Source organism: Pseudomonas sp. RIT357 (genome assembly GCF_000632245.1).
Lineage (GTDB): Bacteria > Pseudomonadota > Gammaproteobacteria > Pseudomonadales > Pseudomonadaceae > Aquipseudomonas > Aquipseudomonas sivasensis.
On the sequence record NZ_JFYX01000046.1, the window covers coordinates 359,344 to 381,262 of the forward strand.

Below are 21,919 nucleotides of genomic sequence, written 5' to 3' on the forward strand. Positions count from 1 at the left end.
ATGTGTATGGCTATTCGATTATCACGCCAGGAACGCGCTGCCGGTGCCGGGAGGGGAGCGTCGCGCTTGCCGCCGTTAAGCCCGGCGTTTGTGCATGAGGCCGACGCCGCGTACTGGGCCCATCGGAAAATCGGCGACCGCCGCGACCGCGAGTACGGCGGCGTCATCCTGAAAAACCCCGCCGGTAAATACTTCGCCACCGATCCGGTGCCAGGGGATGGCATGCAGTTCGATCTGCTCAACGTTCTGGGCATCAGCGCCGAAGGTTATTACCAGCAACCCAGGGGCTACACCTGCGTCGCCAGTTACCATTCGCACCCGGCCCAGCACGCGTTGATCCGCGAGCGCAATCCGTCGTTTGACGAGCGAATGGCCAAGGCGTTTCTCGGTTTTTTTTCAGGTTCGGACTTCAGCCACGATGTGGATGATCGCGAATTCTTTCCGGCGGCGTATCTATCGGGGCCGGACGGCTCACTGATTCGCTACGCGCCCAGCGGTTCGTCCCCGGAGCGCAGCTTCGCACTGTGGCTGCGGGCGGGAAAACCGGCCGGCAGTCGGGTGGGGGTGTATGGGCCCTTCAATGAGTTTGTGAAAAAGGTCTCCACGCTGGGCGAGCTGAGCCTGATTGTGCCTACTGCACTGTGGGGCGGCTCTTTCGGTAAGGTGCCGGCGAACTGGGTAGTGTTCGAACCCTTCAGTTCGTCCTCGTTGACCGAGTTGCCCTTGTTTACCGCAGTCTTCGATCAAGCTACCAAGGCCATTCGCTCGGCCCTGGCCGGCGGTGGTGCTGGCGGCGTGTTGCTCAAGGCTCGCGACAAGGAGGCCTATATCGCCACTGTCGGCAGGACCCTCGACCCTCACCAGCCTTTCTTGCGGCAACTGTTCCCCAGTCGCGAGGGCAAGTTCGCATTGCCCGCCGATTATGGGGTAGCGGGTTTCTACCTGGAGCCAACGCCACCGGCGACCGTGCTCCCCGTCCAGGAGCCAGAGCTCTACCAGGCATTCTTCGCGCCACGGGCGCTGGCGCTCGGCATCTACCAGGCGCACACGCTGGAGACGGTGGATCAGGCCTTGGGCGTGTCGATTTATTACCGTACCCAGGGGCGAGCGTTGCTCAAATACCGCTGCTCCCTGACCAGTGCCGAAGCGGCACTGTTCAAGGTTGAGGCGGATGGCTCTGTCGTGGATGACGGTTTGGACGCCGCGCTGTTGAGCGGCCAGATGAGCCCGCGCGACTTTGTACGGCGGGTGGCGAGCACCGGGCAACTGAGCGTGGAGCAGACCAGCGCATTGTGGAGTGTGGCCGGTGTTGTCGATGAGAACTGGGTGCCGGACAAGACCGTTACACAGCCCACATCTACCACCACGCCGGGCTCCGGCGGCACATCGGTGACGCTGCCCGCATTGAGCCCGGCCTTTATTCATGCCGATGACGCAGCGTTGTGGGCGCACCGGCGTATTGGTGCACGGCGTGATCGTGAGTACGGCGGTGTGATTCTGCGCAACCTGCAAGGGTATTTTTTTGCCACAGAGCCGGTCAGTGGTCAGGGGCTTGAGTTTGACATCCGCGACGTCCTCGGCACTCGCGAGGATGGCAGTTTCTTGCCGATTGCTGGTTACCGCCGCGCCGGGCTTTATCATTCCCATCCGGCGGATTACGAACAGGTTGCCAGTGCCAACCCGAAGATGTCCGAGCATCAGGTGAAGGCTTATCTGAATTTCTTTTCTCCATGGGATGCCGCGGGGGATATCACCTATCAGCACAACTTTGCATTGTCTTACCTGTCGGGTCCCGATGATTCCCTGGTGCGCTATCGTCCCAGTGGGTCGTTCGCCGAGGCGCAATACGCCAAGTGGATTTTGGGTAAGGTCAGTGAGGCAGCGTGGGGCACGGATGGCTCGATAGAAGGTCACGTTAAAAAAATGCTCGCGGTGGGTGAGTTGAGTTTTGTCACCAGCAACCCGTTGTGGGGCGGCTCTCGGGGGGTGGTTCCGCAGAACTGGCAGCCCTATCAGGCGTTCGCTGCGCCAGCGCCGGGTTTGTTGCCGCTGTTGTCCCACGTCTGCGCCACGGTCAGCGATGCCATTCAAGCGGGCGTGGCGCTCGGCACCGGCTCCAGGACGTCCTGGCGCCTTGGGCTGGTCCTCAAGCGCGATGGCAAGGATGAATTCGTCGCGACCCAGGCCCACCTCCTCGACGAGCCACGCTTTTATGTGAGCCACCTGTTATCGACGGATGCGGACGGCAATTACCTGCTGCCGGACGAGCATCACATTGTTGGTTTTTACTGCGACCCTCCTGCCGAACACGGCCGCGTGGCGGTGAACCAACCCTGGTTGTACCGCAGCTTTTTTCCGCCGTTGGGTTTGGGGAGCGCGGCACAGCAGGCTGGTCTTATCGCTAACCTGCAGGTGCCGGATCAGCCGCTTGGGCTCTATCAGCAAACCGCAGATGGGGCGCTGTTGCGCTACCGATTTAACTTCTCGCCCGCAGAAATCGAACTCCTCGGTAGCAGCCCTGAGGCCGATAACGCGCTGCTCACAGGCAGCCTCACACCCCAGGACTATGTCCGGCAGGTCGCGGCCGTCGGTGAGCTGACCGTGCTCGCCACCAACCGCATGTGGGACCGCGCGGGTGTGGTCACCGCAGCGTGGCGACCGTTTGCCGGTGTCCCGGAGGTGAAGGTGGGGCCGGCCTTCATTCAGCCCGATGACGCTGCGCGCTGGGCACACAACCAGATCGGCACACGGCGTGACAAAGAGTATGGCGGGCTCATTCTCAAACGCGGCAACCGCTACTTCGCCACGCATCCGGCCAGCGGTGAGCAGGTGCTGTTCGATTTCAGCACGATCCTGGCAGTGGACGATGAGGGCAACTTTATCGCGCCCCATCCTTACGAGTGCCATGCGCTCTACCATTCCCATCCCGCCGACGAAGGCTCGATAAGACAATTCAACCCCGGTTTCACCGCGGATCAGGTTGAGCTGTTCAACAGTTTTTATTCCAACGCCGACCAGGTGTTTGTCATCACCCATCGTAACTTTGCGCGCGTGCATTACCTGTCTGGGACGGTCAACTCGCTGCTCAAATATGTGAGCAGCGGCTCGGCCGAGGAGACAAGCCTCAAGGCTCAACTGACAGGCACTGAGCCGGTCGTGCCATTCTCCGCGTTCGAAGGCGCTGTGTGGCGGTTGGCGAAAGCCGGCGAGTTACACGTGCTGGTACCCTCGCCCGTGTGGGGCGGTGTACGCGGCAAGGTGCCTCAGGACTGGACCTTGCGCAGTCCAGTCAGCAGCGACGGGGTTGCGCAGGCACAACCGTTCTTCACCCCGATCGTCAGTACCGCGCAAGCGGCGGTGTTGGTGGCCTTGAGCTTTTCGGCGGGTTTGCCCCGGACCGGCTATCAGGGGGTTGTCCTCAAGCACCTGACGGCTTCGACCTATGTCGCCACCGAACCCACGGCCCTGGGCGCTGCGTTGACCGGGCTGTTCCCGGTACGCAATAACGGCCAGCCCCGGCTGCCCTCCAATCACCGCGTGGTGGGCTTCTATTATTCCCCGGCGCCTTTGGCCGAAACGCCGTTACCCGCCACGGAACCTTGGCTGTACAAGCGTTTCGTCAGCCCTCAACTGCTGGTCACGGCGATGAATCAGGCGGCCGCCACCCAGAGCCTGCAGATTGCCGAGATGGGCTTGAAGCTGTTTTTGCACACCGACGACGGGGCGCTGTTGCAATGGCAAGCGCCCGAAGCCAAGGCGGCCACTGAACTGTTCAATGTGGCCATTGACGGCACGGTGACGGATAACGGTAACCAGGCAGCGTTGATGGACGGTTCGTTGTCTCCCCGGGCGTTTGTGCGTCGCGTTATTCGTGCGGGCGAGCTGACGGTACGCCAGACAGGCCAGCTTTGGACCGAGCGAGGGGTGGTGTATGACAGTGAAGTCCTGCCATTGGGGGCGGCCAAGCGTGATAGCGTCGATGCAACCTTCCTGAGTGCCGACGATGCCGCGCGGCACGCCCACGAGCGCATCGGCATACGGCGTGATGCGGGGTATGGCGGCTACATCCTGCGGCGTCCCGACCAGCGCTTCACGTTCACCGAACCGGTACGTTTCCAGGGCAATGGCTTTGCCGCAGACTTGCTGCTGTCATCGTCCGACAATGGGTTAGTCGTACCGCCCGCCGAGCATGTCATTTGTGGGCGCTACAGTTCCCATCCACCGCTGTCCCAAGCTGACCTGGAACGTTGGCGCCGTCTGGGTTGGACACTGACCGATCTTGAGATCACCGTCACGATGTTCGCCGATCAGGAAATCCGTTCGGTGATCCAGTCCGGGCTTCCGGCGTACTTGAGCGGAACGCCCAACAACCTGATCTGTTACATCCCCAGCGGCTCACAAAAGGAAGCGTTGGTACTGGCCAATACCCGTCAAACGCCGGGGGTTGATAGCTACCGTCTTCGCCTGGAACGCGGTGCGCTCAAACCGCAAGATATCGTGATCCGCCTGGCGGACGCAGGCGAACTGCGGGTGCTCAGCCATACACGGTTGTGGGGGCCGCGCCTGCGAGTCTATGACGACTGGACGCCAAATTTCGAATACGCCCAGGTAGCCCCGCAAACGCCGTCGTTGAGCGCCATTTTCACCACCCTGGACGCTGCGGCGATCAATGCCCATAAGCGTGGCCATGGGCGCAGCCTGGAGGCTCAGGGGTATACGGCTTACTTGCTCAAGCACCCGCAAAAAAATGAATACGTGGTCAGCGAGCTGGCGCCGCAGGCGTCTGAGGGGCGGTTAAGTAACGCATCGCTTGGCGCGCCTTATCTTGAGGGAGGGGATTTCGCTCATGGTTTCGTGGTGGCCGGGATGCTCTATTCCCAGCAATGGTTGCCCAGCGGCGTGAGTTCTTCTGAAGCCTGGCTGACCCGCTTTTTCGCGACTCCGCATTTGCTGCAACGGGCCGAGAAAGATGCCCGTCATTTGCCGGGCGCGGATACCGGCGACGTGTTACCGGTTTATCTGTCGACGCTTGAGGGCGCGCTATTGCGCTATCAGCCGGCCAAGACCTCGCTGTTCAGTGGCGGCGAGAATGGCGGCGAAGTCAGCGTGCAGGGGATGAGCCTGCGCAGCGGCACTTTGGATATTCGCCGCTATGTGACGTTGATGGCGCAAACCGGTGATTTGACGGTGCTGTACTCCAGTCAATGCTGGGACCGCCGGGGCGCGGTGAGCAAGGAATCTTCGCGCTGGCGACCCTACGCCCACTTTATTCGCCGCCGCCTGGGGCCAGTGTTCAACGAGCAGGATGACGCGGCGCGGTATGCCCATTCTCGCCTTCAGGCTGTCAATGGACGGCGGCTGTTCGGCGGCCTGATTCTCCAGCGTCCTGACGGCCTGTTCGTTGCCACTGAACCGGTCAGCGTGCCGCGCGAAGACTTCGAGCACACCTGGATTTTCCCTGATGAGATGGTAGCGGTTGGCGGCTTTCCCGCGGCCCACACCCTGGTGGCGCGCTACCGCTCAAGCCCTGGGCGCGAACTGCCGTTTACCCTGGATGCCACGCAACGCGACATCTACCGCACTATGCTCTCGACCCGGGTGATCAGTGCTGTGCTGACCACTGCCCATGCCAGCTTGAGTCGTGAGTACCTGTTCGGCGCCGACGGCAGCATCATCAGTTACAGCCGCAGCAACTCGTTGTTGGAAGCGACGTTGAAAGACGATTTGGCGCCCCTGAATCTGGTGCGGGAGGACCGCCTGGAGAACACGCTTGAGCAACAGATCCGCGCAGGAGAGCTCACGCCAGAAGCGTTTGTCCTGCGCTTGAGCAAGGCGGGGCGCTTGCGCGTTGTGGAAGGCAGCGAGGTCTGGGGGCCGCCGCGTTTACTTCAGGGGTTTGTTCCCAAAGCGTTTCGCTTGCCTGGGGCTCAGATCGAAAACGCCCTGGCGGATCCTGCCTTCAGTCCGGTGTTTGCCCAGGAGCGGGCGGCTGTGCGTTATGCCCATGAACGCTGTCAGTACGGGCCCGCGTTGCAGTTCGGCTACGTGTTCAAGGACGCGCGCAAAGAGCAGTACATGGTGACGATGCCGTTGGTGCGTAGCAGTTATTGGAAGTTCGAGCAGGTGTTTCCAAGCGGCCTGCTGCCCCAGGGTTATGTCCTGGAAGGTATCTATCTATGTGCGGCCCTTGAAACACTGACACCGGGGCACGACCCCCATGGGCAAATGATTCATTCGCCCATGGTCATCGACAATGGCATTCGCTTCGCCCGCCATGGTGTGAAGGGCAAGCAGCTATCGCTGTACCTGTCCTGCCCGGAGGGGGCGTTGCTCAGGTATCAATACCTGCAAACGGACGAGGCGCTGGACGATCGCAGCCATTTCCCGAGGCTTCGCCAGCAACTGCACGAGGGCAAGATCACGCTGCTTGACTATGTGCATGAGCTGGCTGGACTCGGCAACCTTGATGTCCTGGTCGAGGGATCGGTCTGGGCGGGTACGCGACGAATCACGCCCGGCTGGCAGCCGGGAACGGGAGAAGGATTCTTCGATTACCCGATGGGTTGCGGTCCGTTGTTTTCCCACCCAGACGATGCCGCCCGCTACGTTCAACGTCGGCTGTCGGCAATCCAGGGCCATAACTATGTCGCCGCGGTCCTGGCCAACCCGAACGACTCATCGTTCATCACCACCTTGCCGCTGTGGCCGGGGCTGGATGCGACGCGCCTGTTCCGCCTGTTTTACACCGGGCCTTCGGGGCCTGTGCAGCCGATGTCGCCGCCAGCGAGCGGGCCGGTACCTTACCCGGATTTTCCGGACTTGTACCGGGTGGTGGGTGCGCAGTTGGCCTACCGGGACACGGCGCCCGTCGAGAGTGCGGCGTCCGAGGATGATTCGCTGAACAGCAACTTTATCGAACCGACATTCCTGGCTTATTGCATCCGCATTCTCAAGGCTCAGTCACGCTCTACGACGAACTTTTACCTGATGACTCGGGGGGGCGCGCTGTTGAAATACGTGTTGGGGCTTTCATCCCCGGAAAATGAGCTGATGACGTCTGCGGCCAGTCTCACGTCTGTTGAGTTTTTCAGGCGATTGGCTGGAGTCGGTCAACTGTCGGTACTCGATCGGGATGGCTACTGGCATAACGAGGGGCTGATTTCCGAGGTGCTAAAGGACCGTCGCAAAGAGGTGGGAACCGACGAACCCTTGGTCGACGAACCGCTTCAACTGCGTGACCGTGATGAGCTGTAACCCAGTGCTCAGCGCGTGTGCATCAGGCCGCTGGCAAGGTACTGGGTGATGGGTCGTTTGTTTTGCTTGGAGGGTTGCTCGCCGCGATGAGCGGCGAGCAACGATGACGCAGAACGTGTGATGAGCTAGCGCTTATCCGCTGCGGGACGAGAGTCGCGCAAGGCTAAAGAAGGCCTCTGTCTTGGGTCCTCGCCGGGTTCATGCAGAACCTGGGGCGGACTCACGCGGGCCAAAAAAACGCGACAGCACCAGACGATCCAAGGCCCATACGACGATCAGCGAAGCGCCCACCAGCGGGAAAATGATCGCCAGCCCAAGCATGATCACCATCGCGGTTTTCCACTTCGGCAGGTCGTGGCGCAACGGCGGCACCCCCAGGCCGCCCTGGGGCCTGCGTTTCCACCAGATCACCACGCCACTGACGGCGCTCAGCAAAATCATCAGACAGATCACCAGTACGATCAGTTGGTTGACCCAGCCGAACATCTTGCCTTCGTGCAGCATCACGCCGGTCTCGGTGGTCCGCGCTACCCAGTTGTAGTGCTCCCAGCGCACATCGGCGAGGACTTTGCCGGTGTATTGGTCCACATGCAGAGTGGCGTCGTTGCGCGGGTCGTTGGCGAACACCGCGACGGTGAACACGCCGGTGGGGGTGGTGGGGAAGGTGATGCTGTAGCCTGGCTCGACCTTGCGTGCGGAGGCCAAATCCACCACCTGTTGCAGGCGGATGGTCGGCGCGGCCGGGCCTGCGTGCATGGCGCCGTGGTTCATGTGTTCGGCGTGGTCGCCGGACATGGGCATCGGCGTATTTTCCATGGCCCAGGGCACGGTCTGTTGGGTCGCAGTGTTGAGCACTCGCGCCTGCTGGTCGGACTGCGGCACGTTGTTCCACATCGCCGCTGGGAAGGTATTCCACAGCCCCGCGTACTGCTTGCCCCAGAAGCCTGTCCACGTCATGCCGCTGAGGAGCATCACCAGCAAAAATGCCGCGCCCCAGAACCCGGCGACCGCGTGCAGGTCGCGCCAGAACACCCGGCCGCGACTGCCCAGGCGTGGCCACAGCACCCCCGCTGAAGACTTGCCACGCGGCCACCACAGATACACACCGGACACGACCAACATCACGCCCCACCCGGCGGCGAGTTCTATGAGGCGGTCGCCGGTAGTGCCGATCATCAGTTCACCGTGCAGCGCACGAGCGATGGCTTGCAGGTTGTAGGTTGCGTCCTGCTCACCGAGTACGGTGCCGCGATAAGGGTCGACGAACACCGTCACTTCGCGACCCTCGTTGTGCATCACAAACTGCGCGCTGCTGGTGGCGTCGGCCGGCGGCAGGTATTTGCTGATCGCGCCTTTGGGGTAAGCGCGTTGGGCGCGCATCAATTGTTCGTCGGCGCTCAAGGCGTGTTCGGCTGCGGGTACGGTCAGCAGGTTGCCGTACATCAGCGGGTCGAGTTGGGGTTTGAACAGGTAGATGATGCCGGTCACGGCCAGCAGCACCATGAAGGGGGCGACAAAGAGGCCAGCGTAGAAATGCCAGCGCCAGGCCAGGTTGTAGAAAGAGATTTTTTGAGTCTTCATCAGGTAGTGCTCCGCAAGGCTATGGATCTTAGGTGTGGGGCTGCCAGGCAACCCCGCTGTCGGTAAGGCCGACTCCTACTGCGGTGCTTTAGAAACTCATGTCGACTTTAGTCCAGAGGGTTCGCCCCGGCTCCTTGATGGCTTGCGGGTCGTTGGCCGGGTAGCCGAAGCCGGCATTGCCCGCGAGGTTCAAATGCTCGGCGTAGGCCTTGCCGAACAGGTTGTCGACGCCGGTGCTGACCTTGACGTTTTTTGTGATGCGATAGGCGCCGTTCAGCGAGAACACGCCAAAGCCGCTGCTCTTGTCGTAGTCCTTGCCGACCACGTTGCCCTTGTTCTGATCGATACGGTTCTGCGCGGCGACCACTCGCCACAGCGCGCCCGCACTCCAGTCGTCTTCGCTGTAGGTCAGGCCCACGCGTGCATCCAGGGGCGGCATTTGTGGCAGGGCCTTGCCGTCGCTGCTGTTCTTGCCCCAGGCGTAGGCGAGGGTCGCGTCGGCTTTCCAATGACGGGTCAGCTTGTACGCCGCGCCCACTTCACCGCCCATGATGCGAGCATCGACGTTGCGGGCCTGGGAGGTGGTGCCCATCATGCCCGGCCGGTAGTCGAACAGGATGAAGTCACGCACTTGCCCGATGTAGCCAGAAGCCCAGGCTTCAAGGTCGTCTGCTTTGTATTGCGCGCCGAAGTCGAGTTGGGTGGTCTTCTCCGGTTTCACGCCGTCGAAGGCATTCACCGAACCGACCGCGCCGGTGTTGGGAGAGAACAACTCCCAGTAATCCGGGAAGCGTTGCGAGTGGCCCAGGCCGGCGTAGAGGGTGGTGGGGCTGTCGGCCAGGTCGTGCTCGTAGCGCATAAAGCCCGAGGGCAGGGTATCGGCGCGGGTGTCGTCGGCGGTCGGGTTGGCGCGTGCACTCATCCCGGAGCCGGTGGTTTGCCGGAAGTCCTTGGCCGAGGCGCGGTCCAGACGTGCGCCGGTGATCAGTCGATCGCGGTCGGCGGCGTACCAGGTCAGTTCGCCGAACACGCCGTAGTTGTGGAAGTTGGCGTCCTTGACCTTGGGCAACTCTTTGTAGGTGTCGAGGCCCATGCTGCTGCGTTGGCGGTGTTCATTGGTCTGCGCATCCAGGCCGCCGATCAACTGCAGATCGGCCCAGCGCCAAGTGGCCTTGATCCGCGCACCGAGGGTTCGACGATCAACGTTGGAGGCCATCGGCCCGGCCATCATCCCGGTGCCCGACGGCGTGCGTAGGCTGTAGTTGTCCATCACATGGTCGGCGTAGTTGTAGTAGACCTGTGCCTCGACCTTATCCAGCACATCACCGATATTGGACTTCTCGAAACGCAGCCCGAGGCTTTCGCGCAGGAACTGTGAACCGTCCATGCCGCGTCCGGCGTAGCGCGCCTCGCCGTCGCCACGCCCTGCGGTGAGTTCCAGCAGGGTGTCCGCGTCGGGGGTGAAACCCACGGCCACGTCGCCGTTCCACTTGTCGTAGCGCGAAGCAACGGTGTCGTGGTTGCCGTCTTTGTAATCGTCGGCATGGGCCTGGTTGCCGATCACCCGCACATAGCCCAGCGGCCCACCGGCAGCGGCATCGATGACCTTGTCGAAACGCCCATTGGAGCCTGCCAGCACACTCGCGTTGAGCCGTGTGCCCAGTTCGCCGAAGTGCTCGGGCTCGCGGTCGAACAAGATGGTACCGGCCGAGGCGCCTGGCCCCCAGAGTACGGTTTGCGGGCCTTTGATCACCGTGAGGGTGTCGTAGGTTTCCGGGGAAATATACGACGTGGGTGCGTCCATGCGGCCTGGGCAGGCGCCGAGCATCATGCTGCCGTTGGTGAGGATATTCAGGCGCGAGCCGAACATGCCACGCAGCACCGGGTCGCCATTGGTGCCGCCATTACGCACCAGGGCGAAGCCGGGGATGGTCTTGAGGTAGTCGCCACCATCGCTGGCGGGCACCGGTTGGCGCGGGTCTTTCGGGTTCGTGACCACGGTCAGGGGGGAGCTGGGCGCAATCGCGGTGATCACAGTGGGGCTCAGTTCATGTTCATGCTCTTCGGCATGGGCCTGAGGCGTCAGCAGGGCGCCGCATAAAACGGCGAGCACAGGGGTACATCCCAAACGGGTGTCAGCAGAAAACCTGGACATGACAAATTCCATCAATCAATCGTAAACAACACGGCCAGCAGCCTGCGGCTGTCTGTCTAAAGTCGGCCGGGGTGAAGTAACGGTGCTTAGGGTTTACGAGGCGATGGGCGGCGCACGGCTGCGGGCGCCGGGGAAGATGCTCTGCCGGGCATGACCCAGGCGCGTAGCGGGGGTGAGCGCATTGGCCGGCGGCGGGGTGTTGAGGGTGACGTAGGAGACGCTGCCGGGCAGGGCGGGGCAACTGAACAGCAGGTCGCAGTAACCGCACTTGGCCCAGAGCGCGTGATGTTCGTCGGGGGCTTTAGGGTGATGGGATTCGCCATGCTCGTCCGGCATGTCCATGGACATGCTCATTGGCATCGACATCGACATACCGGCGTGATGATCCATCGGCATCGCTTGGGAAATCAGCGGACCGATAAAGATCATCAGCATGGCAAACAGGCTGATCCAACTGCCGCGCTTCACGCGGTGGTGTGGAGAGAGCCTGGCGCGAGGGGCGCCCATCGAGTGTTGGCCTATTGAGCGTGCTTATGCTCGTGGCCGGCCATCGGCGGTACTTTCTGTACGGACACTTCCACCTCGACCTTGCCGGCTTTTTCAAAGGTCAGGATCAGGGGGAATTGCTTGCCATCGGCCAACAGGCTGCGGTCTTTGAGACCCAGCAGCATCACGTGATAGGCCATGGGCGCGAAGGTCAGGTCACCTTTGGCTGGCACGGTGACGCTCGGTACTTGTTGCATCTTCATCAAGTCACCCTGCATCACATGCTCATGCAACTCGGCCTTCTCGGCCACCGGCGTGGCGACGCCGACCAGGCGATCCGGCTCAGCACCGGTGTTGTGAATCACGAAATACGCAGCGACGGTGGGTGCATTGGGTGGCAATTCCTGGGACCAGGGATCGCTGACCAGCAAGTCGCCGGCTTTGTAGTCCTCGGCATTGGCGGCACTGAACACCGGCAGCAACAACGCGGCCAGAAGCAGGGAAGATTTGAGCATGGCAGTTCTCCAGAACGGTTCTAAACGCAGTTCACTTGCGAAGACAATCAGACCGTTGGAGACGCGCGGGGGTTGAGGCTCGGCCATTGCTGGCGCGGGGTGGGTTGCTGGGGCGAAGACGACGGCAGATTCTGGAACGCATCGAACCGCGTGACATACAACTGGGGCACGTGCCCTGGCAAGGCCAACAACGGCGCCGAACCTGAGCAACACCAGCAATGCTGCATGGTGGAATGATCATCCTGCTGCGGCGCCGGAATCTCCAGCTTGCCCAGGGCGATGGTCTTGAGACTCGCACCATTGGAAGAACAGAAACTGCCCCAGAGCAATTGCTTGACCGGGTCATCCGCCTGCTGCATCGCACTGGCCATCGGCATGGCAAACGCATTGAACAGCACTGCAAGGCAGGCGATCCAGGCAATTGCAAAGCGTTGACGGGCCATGGCGGACAATCCGTGGGGTTAAACGATCAGGCGGGTATTTAGCCTGATCGGTGGGGATAAGTAAAAAGCGGTGGTGTGGTTTGGTGTCGCAGTGCTATCAGATCGCTGTGGCGTGAAGCTTGAGGCCCAAAGCCTTCATGACTTTCATGATAGTCGCGAACTCGGGATTGCCATTGCTGGAGAGGGCTTTGTATAGACTTTCTCTTCCGAGGCCGGCGTCGCGGGCTACTTGGGTCATGCCTTGGGCGCGGGCGATATCGTTGAGAGCGGTACGAATCAATAGACCATCACCAGCATCATCCTCAAAGCAGGTCTCTAAATATGCAGCCATCTCCAGAGGGGTTTTCAGATATTTTGCCGCATCGAAGCGGGTAAAGGACTCGCTCATAATTTATTCCTCGCTACCAAAATTTATTGCGATTTGCTTTGCACGTTTGATGTCTCTGCTCTGTGTTGATTTGTCACCGCCGATTAGCAACAGATAAACCACCTCGTCTCGGCGGGTGAAGTAAACGCGATACCCTGGGCCGTAATGGATCCGCATTTCAAACACGCTATCCCCCACTGACTCGCAGTCACCAAAATTTCCGGCTTCAGCCATTCGCACTCTCTTGATCACGCGAACTTTTACGAACGGGTCCCGAACTGCTTCCAACCATTTGACAAACTCAGTGGTTTCATTGAACTCAATTGTCACGGATCGTATTCCTCAGGATACAAAATGGCAAGCTGTGACACGTTGTCGAAACGGCGTGCCCCCTCGCGGGGAGTTAACCCAAAACCGCGAGGGTGGAGGTTAGGGCGGGGGCTTTTGGCTGAGCCAGCCAGCTGGTTCGGAAGTGTTTGTAGGGGGATTTGCCCTTAGGCGGTGAGGCCTGATTGCTGGCCGTTCAGCTGGTTGTTCGTATAAACAGAAATTTCCGACAAGCCTTTGAGGTTGTCCCTAGGACGCTTGATCTCTAGTCTCCGCGCACCGCTGCAAACGCAGCGGACGGGCGTCGCGGCCCGGGTTCCTATGGACGCTGAGCGTCATCGTCTGCTTTCAGTTGGCGCTTTTTTATCGTCTACTGTGCGGCGCAATGGTGGCTGTGCGCGGGATACCTTCGGGTATGCCGGGTTGCCTTAGGACCGGTCCGCGAACCTGCGTACAGCTGCCACCCTATCGCGTCGCGGCGAATCAGTGGCAGCTCCACTTTCCTAAGGAGCTTCACAATGATCAAGCCCACCCCAAATCCCCCCGTCCGGCTCTTCACCGTGGCCGATGGCATCAGCACCGAAGACCTGTTGGTCAACCTCAGCGAAACACTCGCCTCGGCTAACGCGCTGAGTTGTGACTTGGCGTTTGATCTGGAAGGTCGAAAACGAGAGGAGTTGCTGGGCGTTGCGCAGTTGATTGAGCTGGCGCAGTTGTTGGCTGATCGTGTACACAGCGGCGTTGGGCAGGTGTCCGCCGCAAGCAGCTAACAATGCAGTTCAAAATGTGGGAGGGGGCTTGCTCCCGATTGCGGTGTGTCAGTCACTGATTTATTGGCTGATCTACTGCAATCGGGAGCAAGCCCCCTCCCACATTTGAACTTCGGTATTCAAGGCGAGTGGATTGCCTGCAGTACCGCCGCCACCGTTGGGAACTCCCGGTCCACCGCCGCCAACACCGGCCGCTTCAACACCAACACCGGCACTCCACGCTCGCGCGCCACTTCCAACTTCGGCTCGGTGGCCGTGCTGCCACTGTTTTTGCTGATCAGCACATCAATCCCACGCCGTTCAAACAACACCCGCTCGTCGTCAATCAAAAACGGTCCACGGGCACCGATCACTTCACACCGCTCATTGCCCGGATACACATCCAGCGCGCGCAGCGTCCAGAACTGGTCGGCGGGGATTTCATCAAGATGCTGCAATGGCTCGCGGCCTAAGGTGAACAGCGGGCGCTTGAAGGGTTTCAACGCCGTAATCAACTCGGCCCAGTCACTCACCTCACGCCAGTCGTCACCGGCCTGCGGTTGCCACGCTGGGCGACGTACTGCCCAGCACGGCACACCGCACACCTTTGCCGCCTCGGCGGCATTGCGGCTGATCTGCGCCGCATACGGATGGGTCGCGTCGAGGATCAGGCTGATCTGTTCGTCGCGAACAAATTGCGCCAATCCTTCGGCGCCGCCATAACCGCCGACACGCACTTGGCAGGTGAGATCCGTTGGCACACGGCCCACGCCCGCCAGGCTGTAGATATGCTCCGCGCCCAACGTGCGAGCGATGGCGAGCGCTTCGGTCACACCACCCAACAGCAGAATCCGTTTCATCGCGGCTTGACCACTTCCAGCAGGGTGATCGGAAGCGCCTGCCGCCACGTATCGAATTCACCCAGCGGCTGGGCCTGAGCGACGTGGATGCGCGTCAGTTCGCCGCCATGTTGAGCGCGCCAGTTCATCAGGGTCATTTCACTTTGCAGGGTCACGGCGTTGGCGACGAGCCGACCGCCGGGGCGCAGGTGTTGCCAGCAGGTGTCGAGCACGCCGTCGCGGGTGACACCGCCGCCGATGAAGATGGCGTCCGGTGCCTCCAGACCATGCAAGGCGTCCGGCGCTTTGCCGCGAATCAGTTGTAGACCCGGCACGCCGAGGGCGTCGCGGTTGTGTTCTATCAGGCCCTGGCGGCCTGCGTCGGCTTCAATCGCCAATGCGCGGCAGCTTGGGTGAGCGCGCATCCATTCGATACCGATGGAGCCGCTGCCCGCGCCCACGTCCCACAGCAGTTCGCCGGGCATCGGGGCGAGGCGGGCGAGGGTCATGGCGCGCACATCGCGTTTGGTCAGTTGGCCGTCGTGGTGGAAGGCGGAATCGGGCAGGCCAGCGATGCGCGACAGGCGCGGTGTGTCGCTGCAGGCCAGGCAGTCGATGGCGATCAGGTTCAAATCAGCGACGCGCGCGTGTTGCCAATCATCAGCCAAGCCATCGATGCGCCGCTCGTCGACACCGCCCAGGTGTTCAAACACGCTCAACCGGCTGGGCCCAAACCCGGACTCAGCCAGCAACGAAGCAATCAACGCAGGACTGCTGCCGTCATTGCTCAACACCAGCAACCGCACCCCCGTGGCCAGATGCGCATTGATCGCCGCCAACGGCCGGGCCACCACGGATAACGTCACCACTTCCTGCAACGGCCAGCCCAGCCGCGCTGCCGCCAACGACACCGACGACGGCGCCGGTAAAATCAGCAGTTCTTCAGCCGCGACCTGCCGCGCCAGACTGGCCCCCACGCCATAGAACATCGGATCGCCGCTGGCCAGTACACACACAGGCGTACCGCGCTGCGTCAGCACCGGCTCAAGGGAAAACGGGCTCGGCCACACTTGGCGCTCGCCGCGAATACACACCGGCAACAGGTCCAACTGGCGCTGAGCACCTATAATCCGCGTGGCGCGCAGCAGGGCATGCCGGGCATTTCTGCCCAGGCCCTTGAAGCCGTCTTCACCGATGCCTACAACCGTCAGCCAGGGCGACATATCCATTCCTTGAGCGACATCCGACGGGCAGGCTTTTCATGCCGCCGGACAAAGCAGGCATAATACCGCGCCTTTACCTGTGAACCGGTAGCCCCGTGAACCCAACGCCCGCTCTGAATACCTTGCGCCCCTCGGCTTGTCCGGGGTTGCTGCGTATCGTCCAGGCCTTGGATGGCGGTATCTGCCGGATCAAATTGGCCGGTGGTTCGATCACCTCAGCCCAAGCCGACGCTGTGGCGGATGCCGCCCAGGCCTATGCCGGCGGGGTGATCGAGGCGACCAACCGCGCCAATCTGCAAATACGCGGGATCGGCGCCGAGCAGGATGCGCTGATTGCCATGCTGCTGGCCGCAGGCCTCGGCCCGAGCAACGCCGCCGGTGACGATGTGCGCAATCTGATGCTCAGCCCCAGCGCCGGCATCGACCCGCAGATGCTGTTCGACACCCGCCCGCTGGCCGAGCAGATCCTCGCCACCCTGCAAAACCACCCGCGTTTCCATGAGTTGTCGGCCAAGTTCGCCGTGCAGTTGGATGGCGGTGAGGATCTGGCGATGCTCGAACATCATCACGATCTGTGGCTGTCGGCGTTCCTACGCGATGGCGAGACGCTGCTCGCGTTCGGTCTGGCCGGCTGTCCGGGCCTGGATGCGCCATTGGCAGCTGTGCCATTGGATCAGGGCCACGCGCTGGTGGTGGCCGTGCTGGAAGCCTTTCTCGACCTGGCCACCCCAGAACAAACACGCATGCGCCATTTGCCTGTGGATAACTTACTGAGCCATCTGCGCCTGCCGCTGCTGCCGACCGATGGCTTCAAACGCCCGCCCAGTGGCGCTTTACTGCACCTTGGTACTTATCCACAGCCTCAAAAAAATCAGTTCTATGTCGCTGCTATCGCGCCCTTGGGTCGCCTGGATTCGACGATGCTCAAGGGCGCCGCACAACTCGCCCGCGACTATGGCGACGGCACCTTGCGCTTCACCCCCTGGCAAGGCGTGCTGTTGCCCAACGTCGAAAAACCTCACGCCGTGACCGAGCGCTTGGCGCAGTTGGGCTTTCTTTGCACCATCGACCAACCGCTGGCGCGCCTGACCGCCTGCACCGGTTCCAGCGGCTGCGCCAAGGCCCTGGCCGATACCAAGGCCGATGCCCTGCAACTGGCTGCGCAGCAACTCGACCATGACGTGCACCTGACCGGCTGCCCGCGCTCCTGCGCCGCCGCGCACACTGCGCCGGTCACCTTGCTGGCGGTGAGCCCCGGCCACTACGACCTCTATTTTCGCGATGCAGCCTACCCAGGTTTCGGCCGGCTGCACGCGCGCACTCTTTCCATTGAAGCGGCGAGCGCCCTGTTGCGCGCTCGTCCACGGAGCAACATCGATGATTGATTACATCCGCGACGGTCAGGAGATCTATCGCAACTCCTTCGCCATTATTCGCGCGGAAGCCAAGTTGGACCGTATCCCGGCTGATTTGGAAAAACTCGCGGTGCGGGTGATTCATGCCTGCGGCATGGTCGACGCCATCGACGGCCTGCAATTCTCCGAAGGCGCCGGCAAGGCCGGGCGCGATGCGCTGGCCGCTGGCGCGCCGATTCTGTGTGATGCGCGGATGGTCTCCGAAGGCGTGACCCGCGCGCGCCTGCCGGCCAACAACGAGGTGATCTGCACCCTACGCGATGACAGCGTGCCGCAACTGGCGCGCGAGCTGGGCAACACCCGCTCCGCCGCTGCCCTGGAACTGTGGCGCCCGCACCTGGAAGGCAGTGTGGTGGTGATCGGCAACGCGCCGACCGCGTTGTTCTACCTGCTGGAAATGCTCGACGCCGGCGCACCGAAACCGGCGTTGATCCTCGGTTTCCCCGTGGGTTTTGTCGGTGCTGCCGAATCCAAGGCGATGCTGGCCGCTGACAGTCGTGGTGTGCCGTTCGTGATCATGCAAGGCCGCCTGGGCGGCAGCGCCATGGCCGCTGCGGCGGTCAATGCACTCGCCACGGAGGTCGAATAATGCAGGCACGCGGACGTTTGATCGGCCTGGGCGTCGGCCCCGGCGACCCGGAGCTGATCACCCTCAAGGCCCTGCGCCTGCTGCGTGAATCGCCAGTGGTGGCGTACTTCGTCGCCAAGGGCAAGAAGGGCAACGCGTTCGGCATCATCGAGGACCACTTGGTGCCGCAACAGACCCTGATGCCGCTGGTGTACCCGGTGACCACCGAGGCACTGCCGGCGCCGCTGTCCTACGAGCAAGTGATCAGCGATTTCTACGACACCGCCAGCATCGACGTGGCCGCGCACCTGGACGCCGGCCGCGATGTGGCGGTGATCTGCGAAGGCGATCCGTTCTTCTACGGCTCCTACATGTACCTGCACGACCGTTTGGCCGAGCGCTACGAAGCGCAGGTCATTCCGGGGGTGTGCTCGATGCTCGGTGGCGCGTCCGTGCTGGGCGCGCCGTTGGTGTACCGCAACCAGAGCCTGTCGGTGCTCTCGGGTGTGCTGCCCCATGAAGACCTCAAGCGCCGCCTGGCGGATGCCGACGCGGCGGTGATCATGAAACTGGGCCGCAACTTCCCCAAGGTGCGCCAAGTGTTGGAAGAACTCGGCCTGGCCGAGCGCGCGTTGTATGTGGAGCGCGCCACCATGGCCAACCAGAAAATCGTGCCACTGGATCAGGTTGACCCGTCGTCCTCACCGTACTTCTCGCTGATCATCGTGCCCGGTGAACGGTGGCAAGGGTGATGAATCCGGCAATTGTCATCCTCGGCCAGGGCAGCCTGGCGACCGCGCGCAAGATCCAGCAGGTGTACCCCGGCGCAGTGATCCACGGCTTGGCCGGACGTGTTGAAGGTGCGGACCAGGCTTACAGCGAATTCGGCGCCACCTTGCGTCAGTTGTATCAGCAAGGCACGCCGCTGATTGCCCTGTGCGCCGCCGGTATCGTGATCCGCACCCTGGCGCCGCTGCTGCTGGAAAAAGGCGAAGAACCTGCCGTGCTGGCCGTGGCGGAAGATGGCAGCGCCGTGGTGCCGTTGCTCGGTGGCCTGGGCGGTGTGAACGTGATGGCGCGGGACATCGCGGCCGCACTCAACGTGGCGGCTGCGATCACCACCAGTGGCGAGCTGCGTTTCGGCACTTGTTTGCTCAACCCGCCTGCGGGTTATGAACTGGCGGATCTGGAGCTGGGCAAGCGCTTCGTGTCCGACCTGCTGGCCGGCGAACGCGTGCGTATCGAAGGCGCGGCGCCGTGGCTGGATCAAGCGAATTTGCCGCAAGACCAGCAAGCGCGTTTGGCGATTCACGTGGGCACTGCCGAGCGCGTGCCGGCGGCCAATGAATTGCTGATCTATCCGAAGACGGTATCTGTCACCTGCAAGCCGGGTGCGGATTTGGCTGCGCGAGTGCGAGGGGCTTTGCATGATGCCGGCATCGCCGTGCAATCCCTGGCGTGCCTGCTGGCCAGCGACACGCAGATGGCCGAGGCGTCGCTGCATGAAGCCGCATCGGCATTGGGAGTGCCGTTGCGTTTCACCAGCGTTATCCAGGATGCCGACATCGTGATTGACGTTGCCGAGCAGCCGTTAGACCTGTCGCGCGTTGGCCGCCCGCGTGGCCGCCTTGCCGTGATCGGCCTGGGCCCCGGCGCCGCCGAATTGATGGTGCCGGCGGTGAAAGCCGAACTGGCACGTTGCACCGATGTGCTGGGCTATGAAACCTACGTGCGCATGGCCGGGCCATTTCGCGACGACCAGGTTCAGCACTGCACCGACAATCGCGAAGAAATGCAGCGCGCGCGCCATGCCTTCGAGCTGGCCGCTCAAGGGCGTTCGGTGGTGGTGGTGTCGTCCGGTGACCCTGGCGTGTTCGCCATGGCGGCGGCGGTGATCGAGGCGTTGCACGAGTCCAGCGACCCTGCCTGGCATCAGGTCGACGTGGAAATCCTGCCCGGTGTCTCGGCCTCTCTGGCCACCGCAGCTCAGGCGGGTGCGCCGTTGGGTCATGATTTCTGCGTCATGTCGCTGTCGGACAACCTCAAGCCTTGGTCGATCATCGAGAAACGCCTGGATCTGGCTTCCCAGGCCGACCTGGCCCTGGCGTTCTATAACCCGATCTCGCGGTCACGCCCGTGGCAGTTGGGCCGCGCCCTGGAAATCGTCGCGCTGCACCGTACGCCGCAAACACCGGTGGTGCTGGGCCGCGATATCGGCCGGCCGGGCCAGACATTGCGTGTCACCACCCTTGGGCAACTCACGCCTGATCAAGTGGACATGCGCACCATGGTGCTGATCGGCTCGTCCACCACCTGCACATTCCCCCGTGCCGGTGGTGGTGAGTGGGTATATACGCCTCGCTGGTACGGCGAAAAACCCGTCTCCTGAAACGGCCTGTTGGCTGCTGGAAAGCTCCGAATGACGCAGTGATTGTTCTGCTGTTGTTCGGGGCTTTTTCTTTTTTACACGAGGAAAAACCGAGCGCTCACGGGGCCCCCGCGTGATTGCTGGGGTGGGTTGGTTGGCGTGTCTGGCCAAGGGATGTTTGTCGTCTGGAAAGCCCATCGCCCCCTGGACTAGTGTTCAAGCAAGCCCCATGTGGGGTGCTTGTGGAGAACTGAAATGGAGCGACAACACAAAAGGATCAACAGTACGAAAAGGCGCAAGTTGATCGCCGCCTACAAACTGCCGGGTGCGCCGGGCAAGCAGCCGTCCCTGGCGATCAATGCCGAGGATGATTGCAACGCTGCCGTGGTGAACAACAGCGTCATGTCGTTTGCCGAGGGGCTGTCCGGCCTGAACCGGGAATACATCCGCAAAAGCTATTTGTTGGCCAGCAGCTATGTCAGCGATGTATTGAAGATTCACCGAGGTACCGAGGCCTGGTACGACGAATTTATCAAGGTGATGATCAGCCTGGGTTGGCTGCCGGTGCGCAGCCGTTTCGAGCGGGTCTCACATTCGGGCAAGGGTTTGTCGGTGCAGTTGGCGGCCCTGAATATCATCGCCACGATGCTGGCATCGATGTCGGTTTCGGGGCCATTGATCACGGCGCTGCCTAAACTGGCGGCCGATGCGTTGGAGGCCATGAAGCAACAACCGGCGTCCTTTGAGCTGTTCAAACGCAACAGTACGGTGCACCAGGGCGGTGATTTCGGCCTGGCGTCCTGCGTAGAAGCGGACGGCGAATTGACAATGGTGCTGGTGACTTACAGCACTCAAAGCGTGAGTAAGCAGGTGGGGTTGCCGTTCCTTGAATGGGACAGCTCCTCGGTCGAGGCCTTCAGCGGGCAAACCTGCCTGGTGCTGAATACCTCGGTGGTCAACGAAAAAACCATCCAATTGATGCGCGAGAGTGCGGGCGACAAAGTGCAGTTGGCAATTGCCAAGTACCGGATTTAGGGCACCAGATAACCACGCACGCCGGTAAAGATAATTTGCGCGGCGAGGGCGCACACGAACAACCCCATCAACCGGCTGACAATCTGCAAGCCCTGGTCACCGAGAATGCGTTCAATACGGTTGGACAGGTACAGCACCACGCCAACGGTGAAGCTGGCCAGGGCGATGCTGAGGATGGCAGTGATCTTGTCATCCCAATGGGGCTGGCTGACGCCCATCACCAGCAACGCACCGATAGTGCCGGGGCCGACGGTGAGGGGAATGGTCAGCGGCACGATGGTCACGTCCTGCTGCACGTTATCGGTCTGCACCGCTGACTTGCCTTGGGCCATGCCCAGGGCCGAAATAAACAACACACTGCCGGCACCGATGCGAAACGCATCCACGGTGATGCCGAACACACTGAAAATCACCCGGCCGAACAGATAGAGCAATACGCTCGACACCAGGGTCGCCAGCGCCACTTTCCAGGCCAGGCGTCGGCGCTCTTTGCTGGAGTAGCCACGGGTCAGGCTGATAAAGCAGGACAGCACGAAGAACGGGCTGTAGAGCACCAGCATTTTCAGGTAGACGCTGAATAACACGTGGAGCATG

At 61.8% G+C, this 21,919-nt stretch carries 17 protein-coding genes; 7 read left to right on the top strand and 10 right to left on the bottom strand.

The window, feature by feature from the left end; translation table 11 throughout:
* The first annotated feature begins 6 nt into the window (after positions 1 to 6).
* On the top strand, positions 7 to 7,254 hold the full coding sequence (locus BW43_RS27995; protein ID WP_177326458.1) for a DUF4329 domain-containing protein: 7,248 nt from the start codon (positions 7 to 9) through the stop codon (positions 7,252 to 7,254).
* A gap of 198 nt (positions 7,255 to 7,452) precedes the next feature.
* Here the strand turns inward: BW43_RS27995 and BW43_RS04345 are convergent, their stop codons facing one another.
* The 7 genes from BW43_RS04345 to BW43_RS04315 form a co-directional block, all read right to left on the bottom strand.
* The gene (locus BW43_RS04345; RefSeq protein WP_032890591.1) at positions 7,453 to 8,835 is read right to left on the bottom strand and encodes a PepSY domain-containing protein; all 1,383 of its coding nucleotides are present in this window, start codon (positions 8,833 to 8,835) and stop codon (positions 7,453 to 7,455) included.
* Positions 8,836 to 8,923: 88 nt separating this feature from the next.
* Positions 8,924 to 10,990 (bottom strand): TonB-dependent copper receptor, encoded by a 2,067-nt coding sequence (locus BW43_RS04340; protein WP_032890593.1) that lies wholly within the window; start codon positions 10,988 to 10,990, stop codon positions 8,924 to 8,926.
* A 93-nt stretch (positions 10,991 to 11,083) separates the two neighbouring features.
* Positions 11,084 to 11,497 (bottom strand): DUF2946 domain-containing protein, encoded by a 414-nt coding sequence (locus tag BW43_RS04335; RefSeq protein WP_032890595.1) that lies wholly within the window; start codon positions 11,495 to 11,497, stop codon positions 11,084 to 11,086.
* Positions 11,498 to 11,508: 11 nt separating this feature from the next.
* Complete coding sequence (locus BW43_RS04330) at positions 11,509 to 11,991, bottom strand: copper chaperone PCu(A)C (protein WP_032890598.1); 483 nt, start codon at positions 11,989 to 11,991, stop codon at positions 11,509 to 11,511.
* 47 nt (positions 11,992 to 12,038) lie between these two features.
* Entirely contained in the window at positions 12,039 to 12,434 is a 396-nt protein-coding gene (locus BW43_RS04325) for a DUF2946 domain-containing protein (protein ID WP_032890599.1), read from the bottom strand.
* A 97-nt stretch (positions 12,435 to 12,531) separates the two neighbouring features.
* On the bottom strand, positions 12,532 to 12,822 hold the full coding sequence (locus BW43_RS04320) for an addiction module antidote protein (RefSeq protein ID WP_032890601.1): 291 nt from the start codon (positions 12,820 to 12,822) through the stop codon (positions 12,532 to 12,534).
* 3 nt (positions 12,823 to 12,825) lie between these two features.
* Positions 12,826 to 13,125 carry a type II toxin-antitoxin system RelE/ParE family toxin gene (locus BW43_RS04315; protein WP_032890654.1) on the bottom strand — a complete coding sequence of 100 codons (300 nt, stop codon included), beginning with the start codon at positions 13,123 to 13,125 and terminating at the stop codon, positions 12,826 to 12,828.
* A 521-nt stretch (positions 13,126 to 13,646) separates the two neighbouring features.
* Here BW43_RS04315 and BW43_RS04310 point away from each other — a divergent pair.
* Positions 13,647 to 13,898, top strand: a complete 252-nt coding sequence (locus tag BW43_RS04310) for a DUF6124 family protein (RefSeq protein ID WP_032890602.1) — start codon at positions 13,647 to 13,649, stop codon at positions 13,896 to 13,898.
* Between the two features lie 119 nt (positions 13,899 to 14,017).
* Here the strand turns inward: BW43_RS04310 and BW43_RS04305 are convergent, their stop codons facing one another.
* Together BW43_RS04305 and BW43_RS04300 are read right to left on the bottom strand one after the other, a co-directional pair.
* Entirely contained in the window at positions 14,018 to 14,737 is a 720-nt protein-coding gene (locus tag BW43_RS04305; RefSeq protein WP_032890603.1) for a cobalt-precorrin-6A reductase, read from the bottom strand.
* Complete coding sequence (locus BW43_RS04300) at positions 14,734 to 15,939, bottom strand: bifunctional cobalt-precorrin-7 (C(5))-methyltransferase/cobalt-precorrin-6B (C(15))-methyltransferase (RefSeq protein WP_032890604.1); 1,206 nt, start codon at positions 15,937 to 15,939, stop codon at positions 14,734 to 14,736. Before BW43_RS04300 ends, BW43_RS04305 begins: the two co-directional genes overlap by 4 nt.
* A gap of 95 nt (positions 15,940 to 16,034) precedes the next feature.
* On the opposite strand from BW43_RS04300, the gene cobG reads away from it, so the two are divergent.
* The 5 genes from cobG (at position 16,035) to BW43_RS04275 (ending at position 21,325) form a co-directional block, all read left to right on the top strand.
* A complete protein-coding gene (cobG, locus tag BW43_RS04295) occupies positions 16,035 to 17,324 on the top strand; it encodes a precorrin-3B synthase (RefSeq protein ID WP_081797847.1) in 1,290 nt (429 codons plus the stop codon).
* Positions 17,317 to 17,943 carry a precorrin-8X methylmutase gene (locus BW43_RS04290; RefSeq protein ID WP_032890608.1) on the top strand — a complete coding sequence of 209 codons (627 nt, stop codon included), beginning with the start codon at positions 17,317 to 17,319 and terminating at the stop codon, positions 17,941 to 17,943. The genes cobG and BW43_RS04290 overlap by 8 nt, the downstream gene beginning before the upstream one ends.
* Positions 17,943 to 18,674 (top strand): precorrin-2 C(20)-methyltransferase, encoded by a 732-nt coding sequence (locus tag BW43_RS04285; RefSeq protein WP_032890609.1) that lies wholly within the window; start codon positions 17,943 to 17,945, stop codon positions 18,672 to 18,674. Before BW43_RS04290 ends, BW43_RS04285 begins: the two co-directional genes overlap by 1 nt.
* A complete protein-coding gene (gene cobJ / locus BW43_RS04280) occupies positions 18,674 to 20,311 on the top strand; it encodes a precorrin-3B C(17)-methyltransferase (RefSeq protein WP_032890611.1) in 1,638 nt (545 codons plus the stop codon). Before BW43_RS04285 ends, cobJ begins: the two co-directional genes overlap by 1 nt.
* A 234-nt stretch (positions 20,312 to 20,545) precedes the next feature.
* The gene (locus BW43_RS04275; protein WP_032890613.1) at positions 20,546 to 21,325 is read left to right on the top strand and encodes a hypothetical protein; all 780 of its coding nucleotides are present in this window, start codon (positions 20,546 to 20,548) and stop codon (positions 21,323 to 21,325) included.
* On the opposite strand, the gene BW43_RS04270 is transcribed toward BW43_RS04275, so the two are convergent.
* Entirely contained in the window at positions 21,322 to 21,918 is a 597-nt protein-coding gene (locus BW43_RS04270) for a MarC family protein (protein WP_032890615.1), read from the bottom strand. The genes BW43_RS04275 and BW43_RS04270 overlap by 4 nt on opposite strands.
* Position 21,919: the final 1 nt, after the last annotated feature.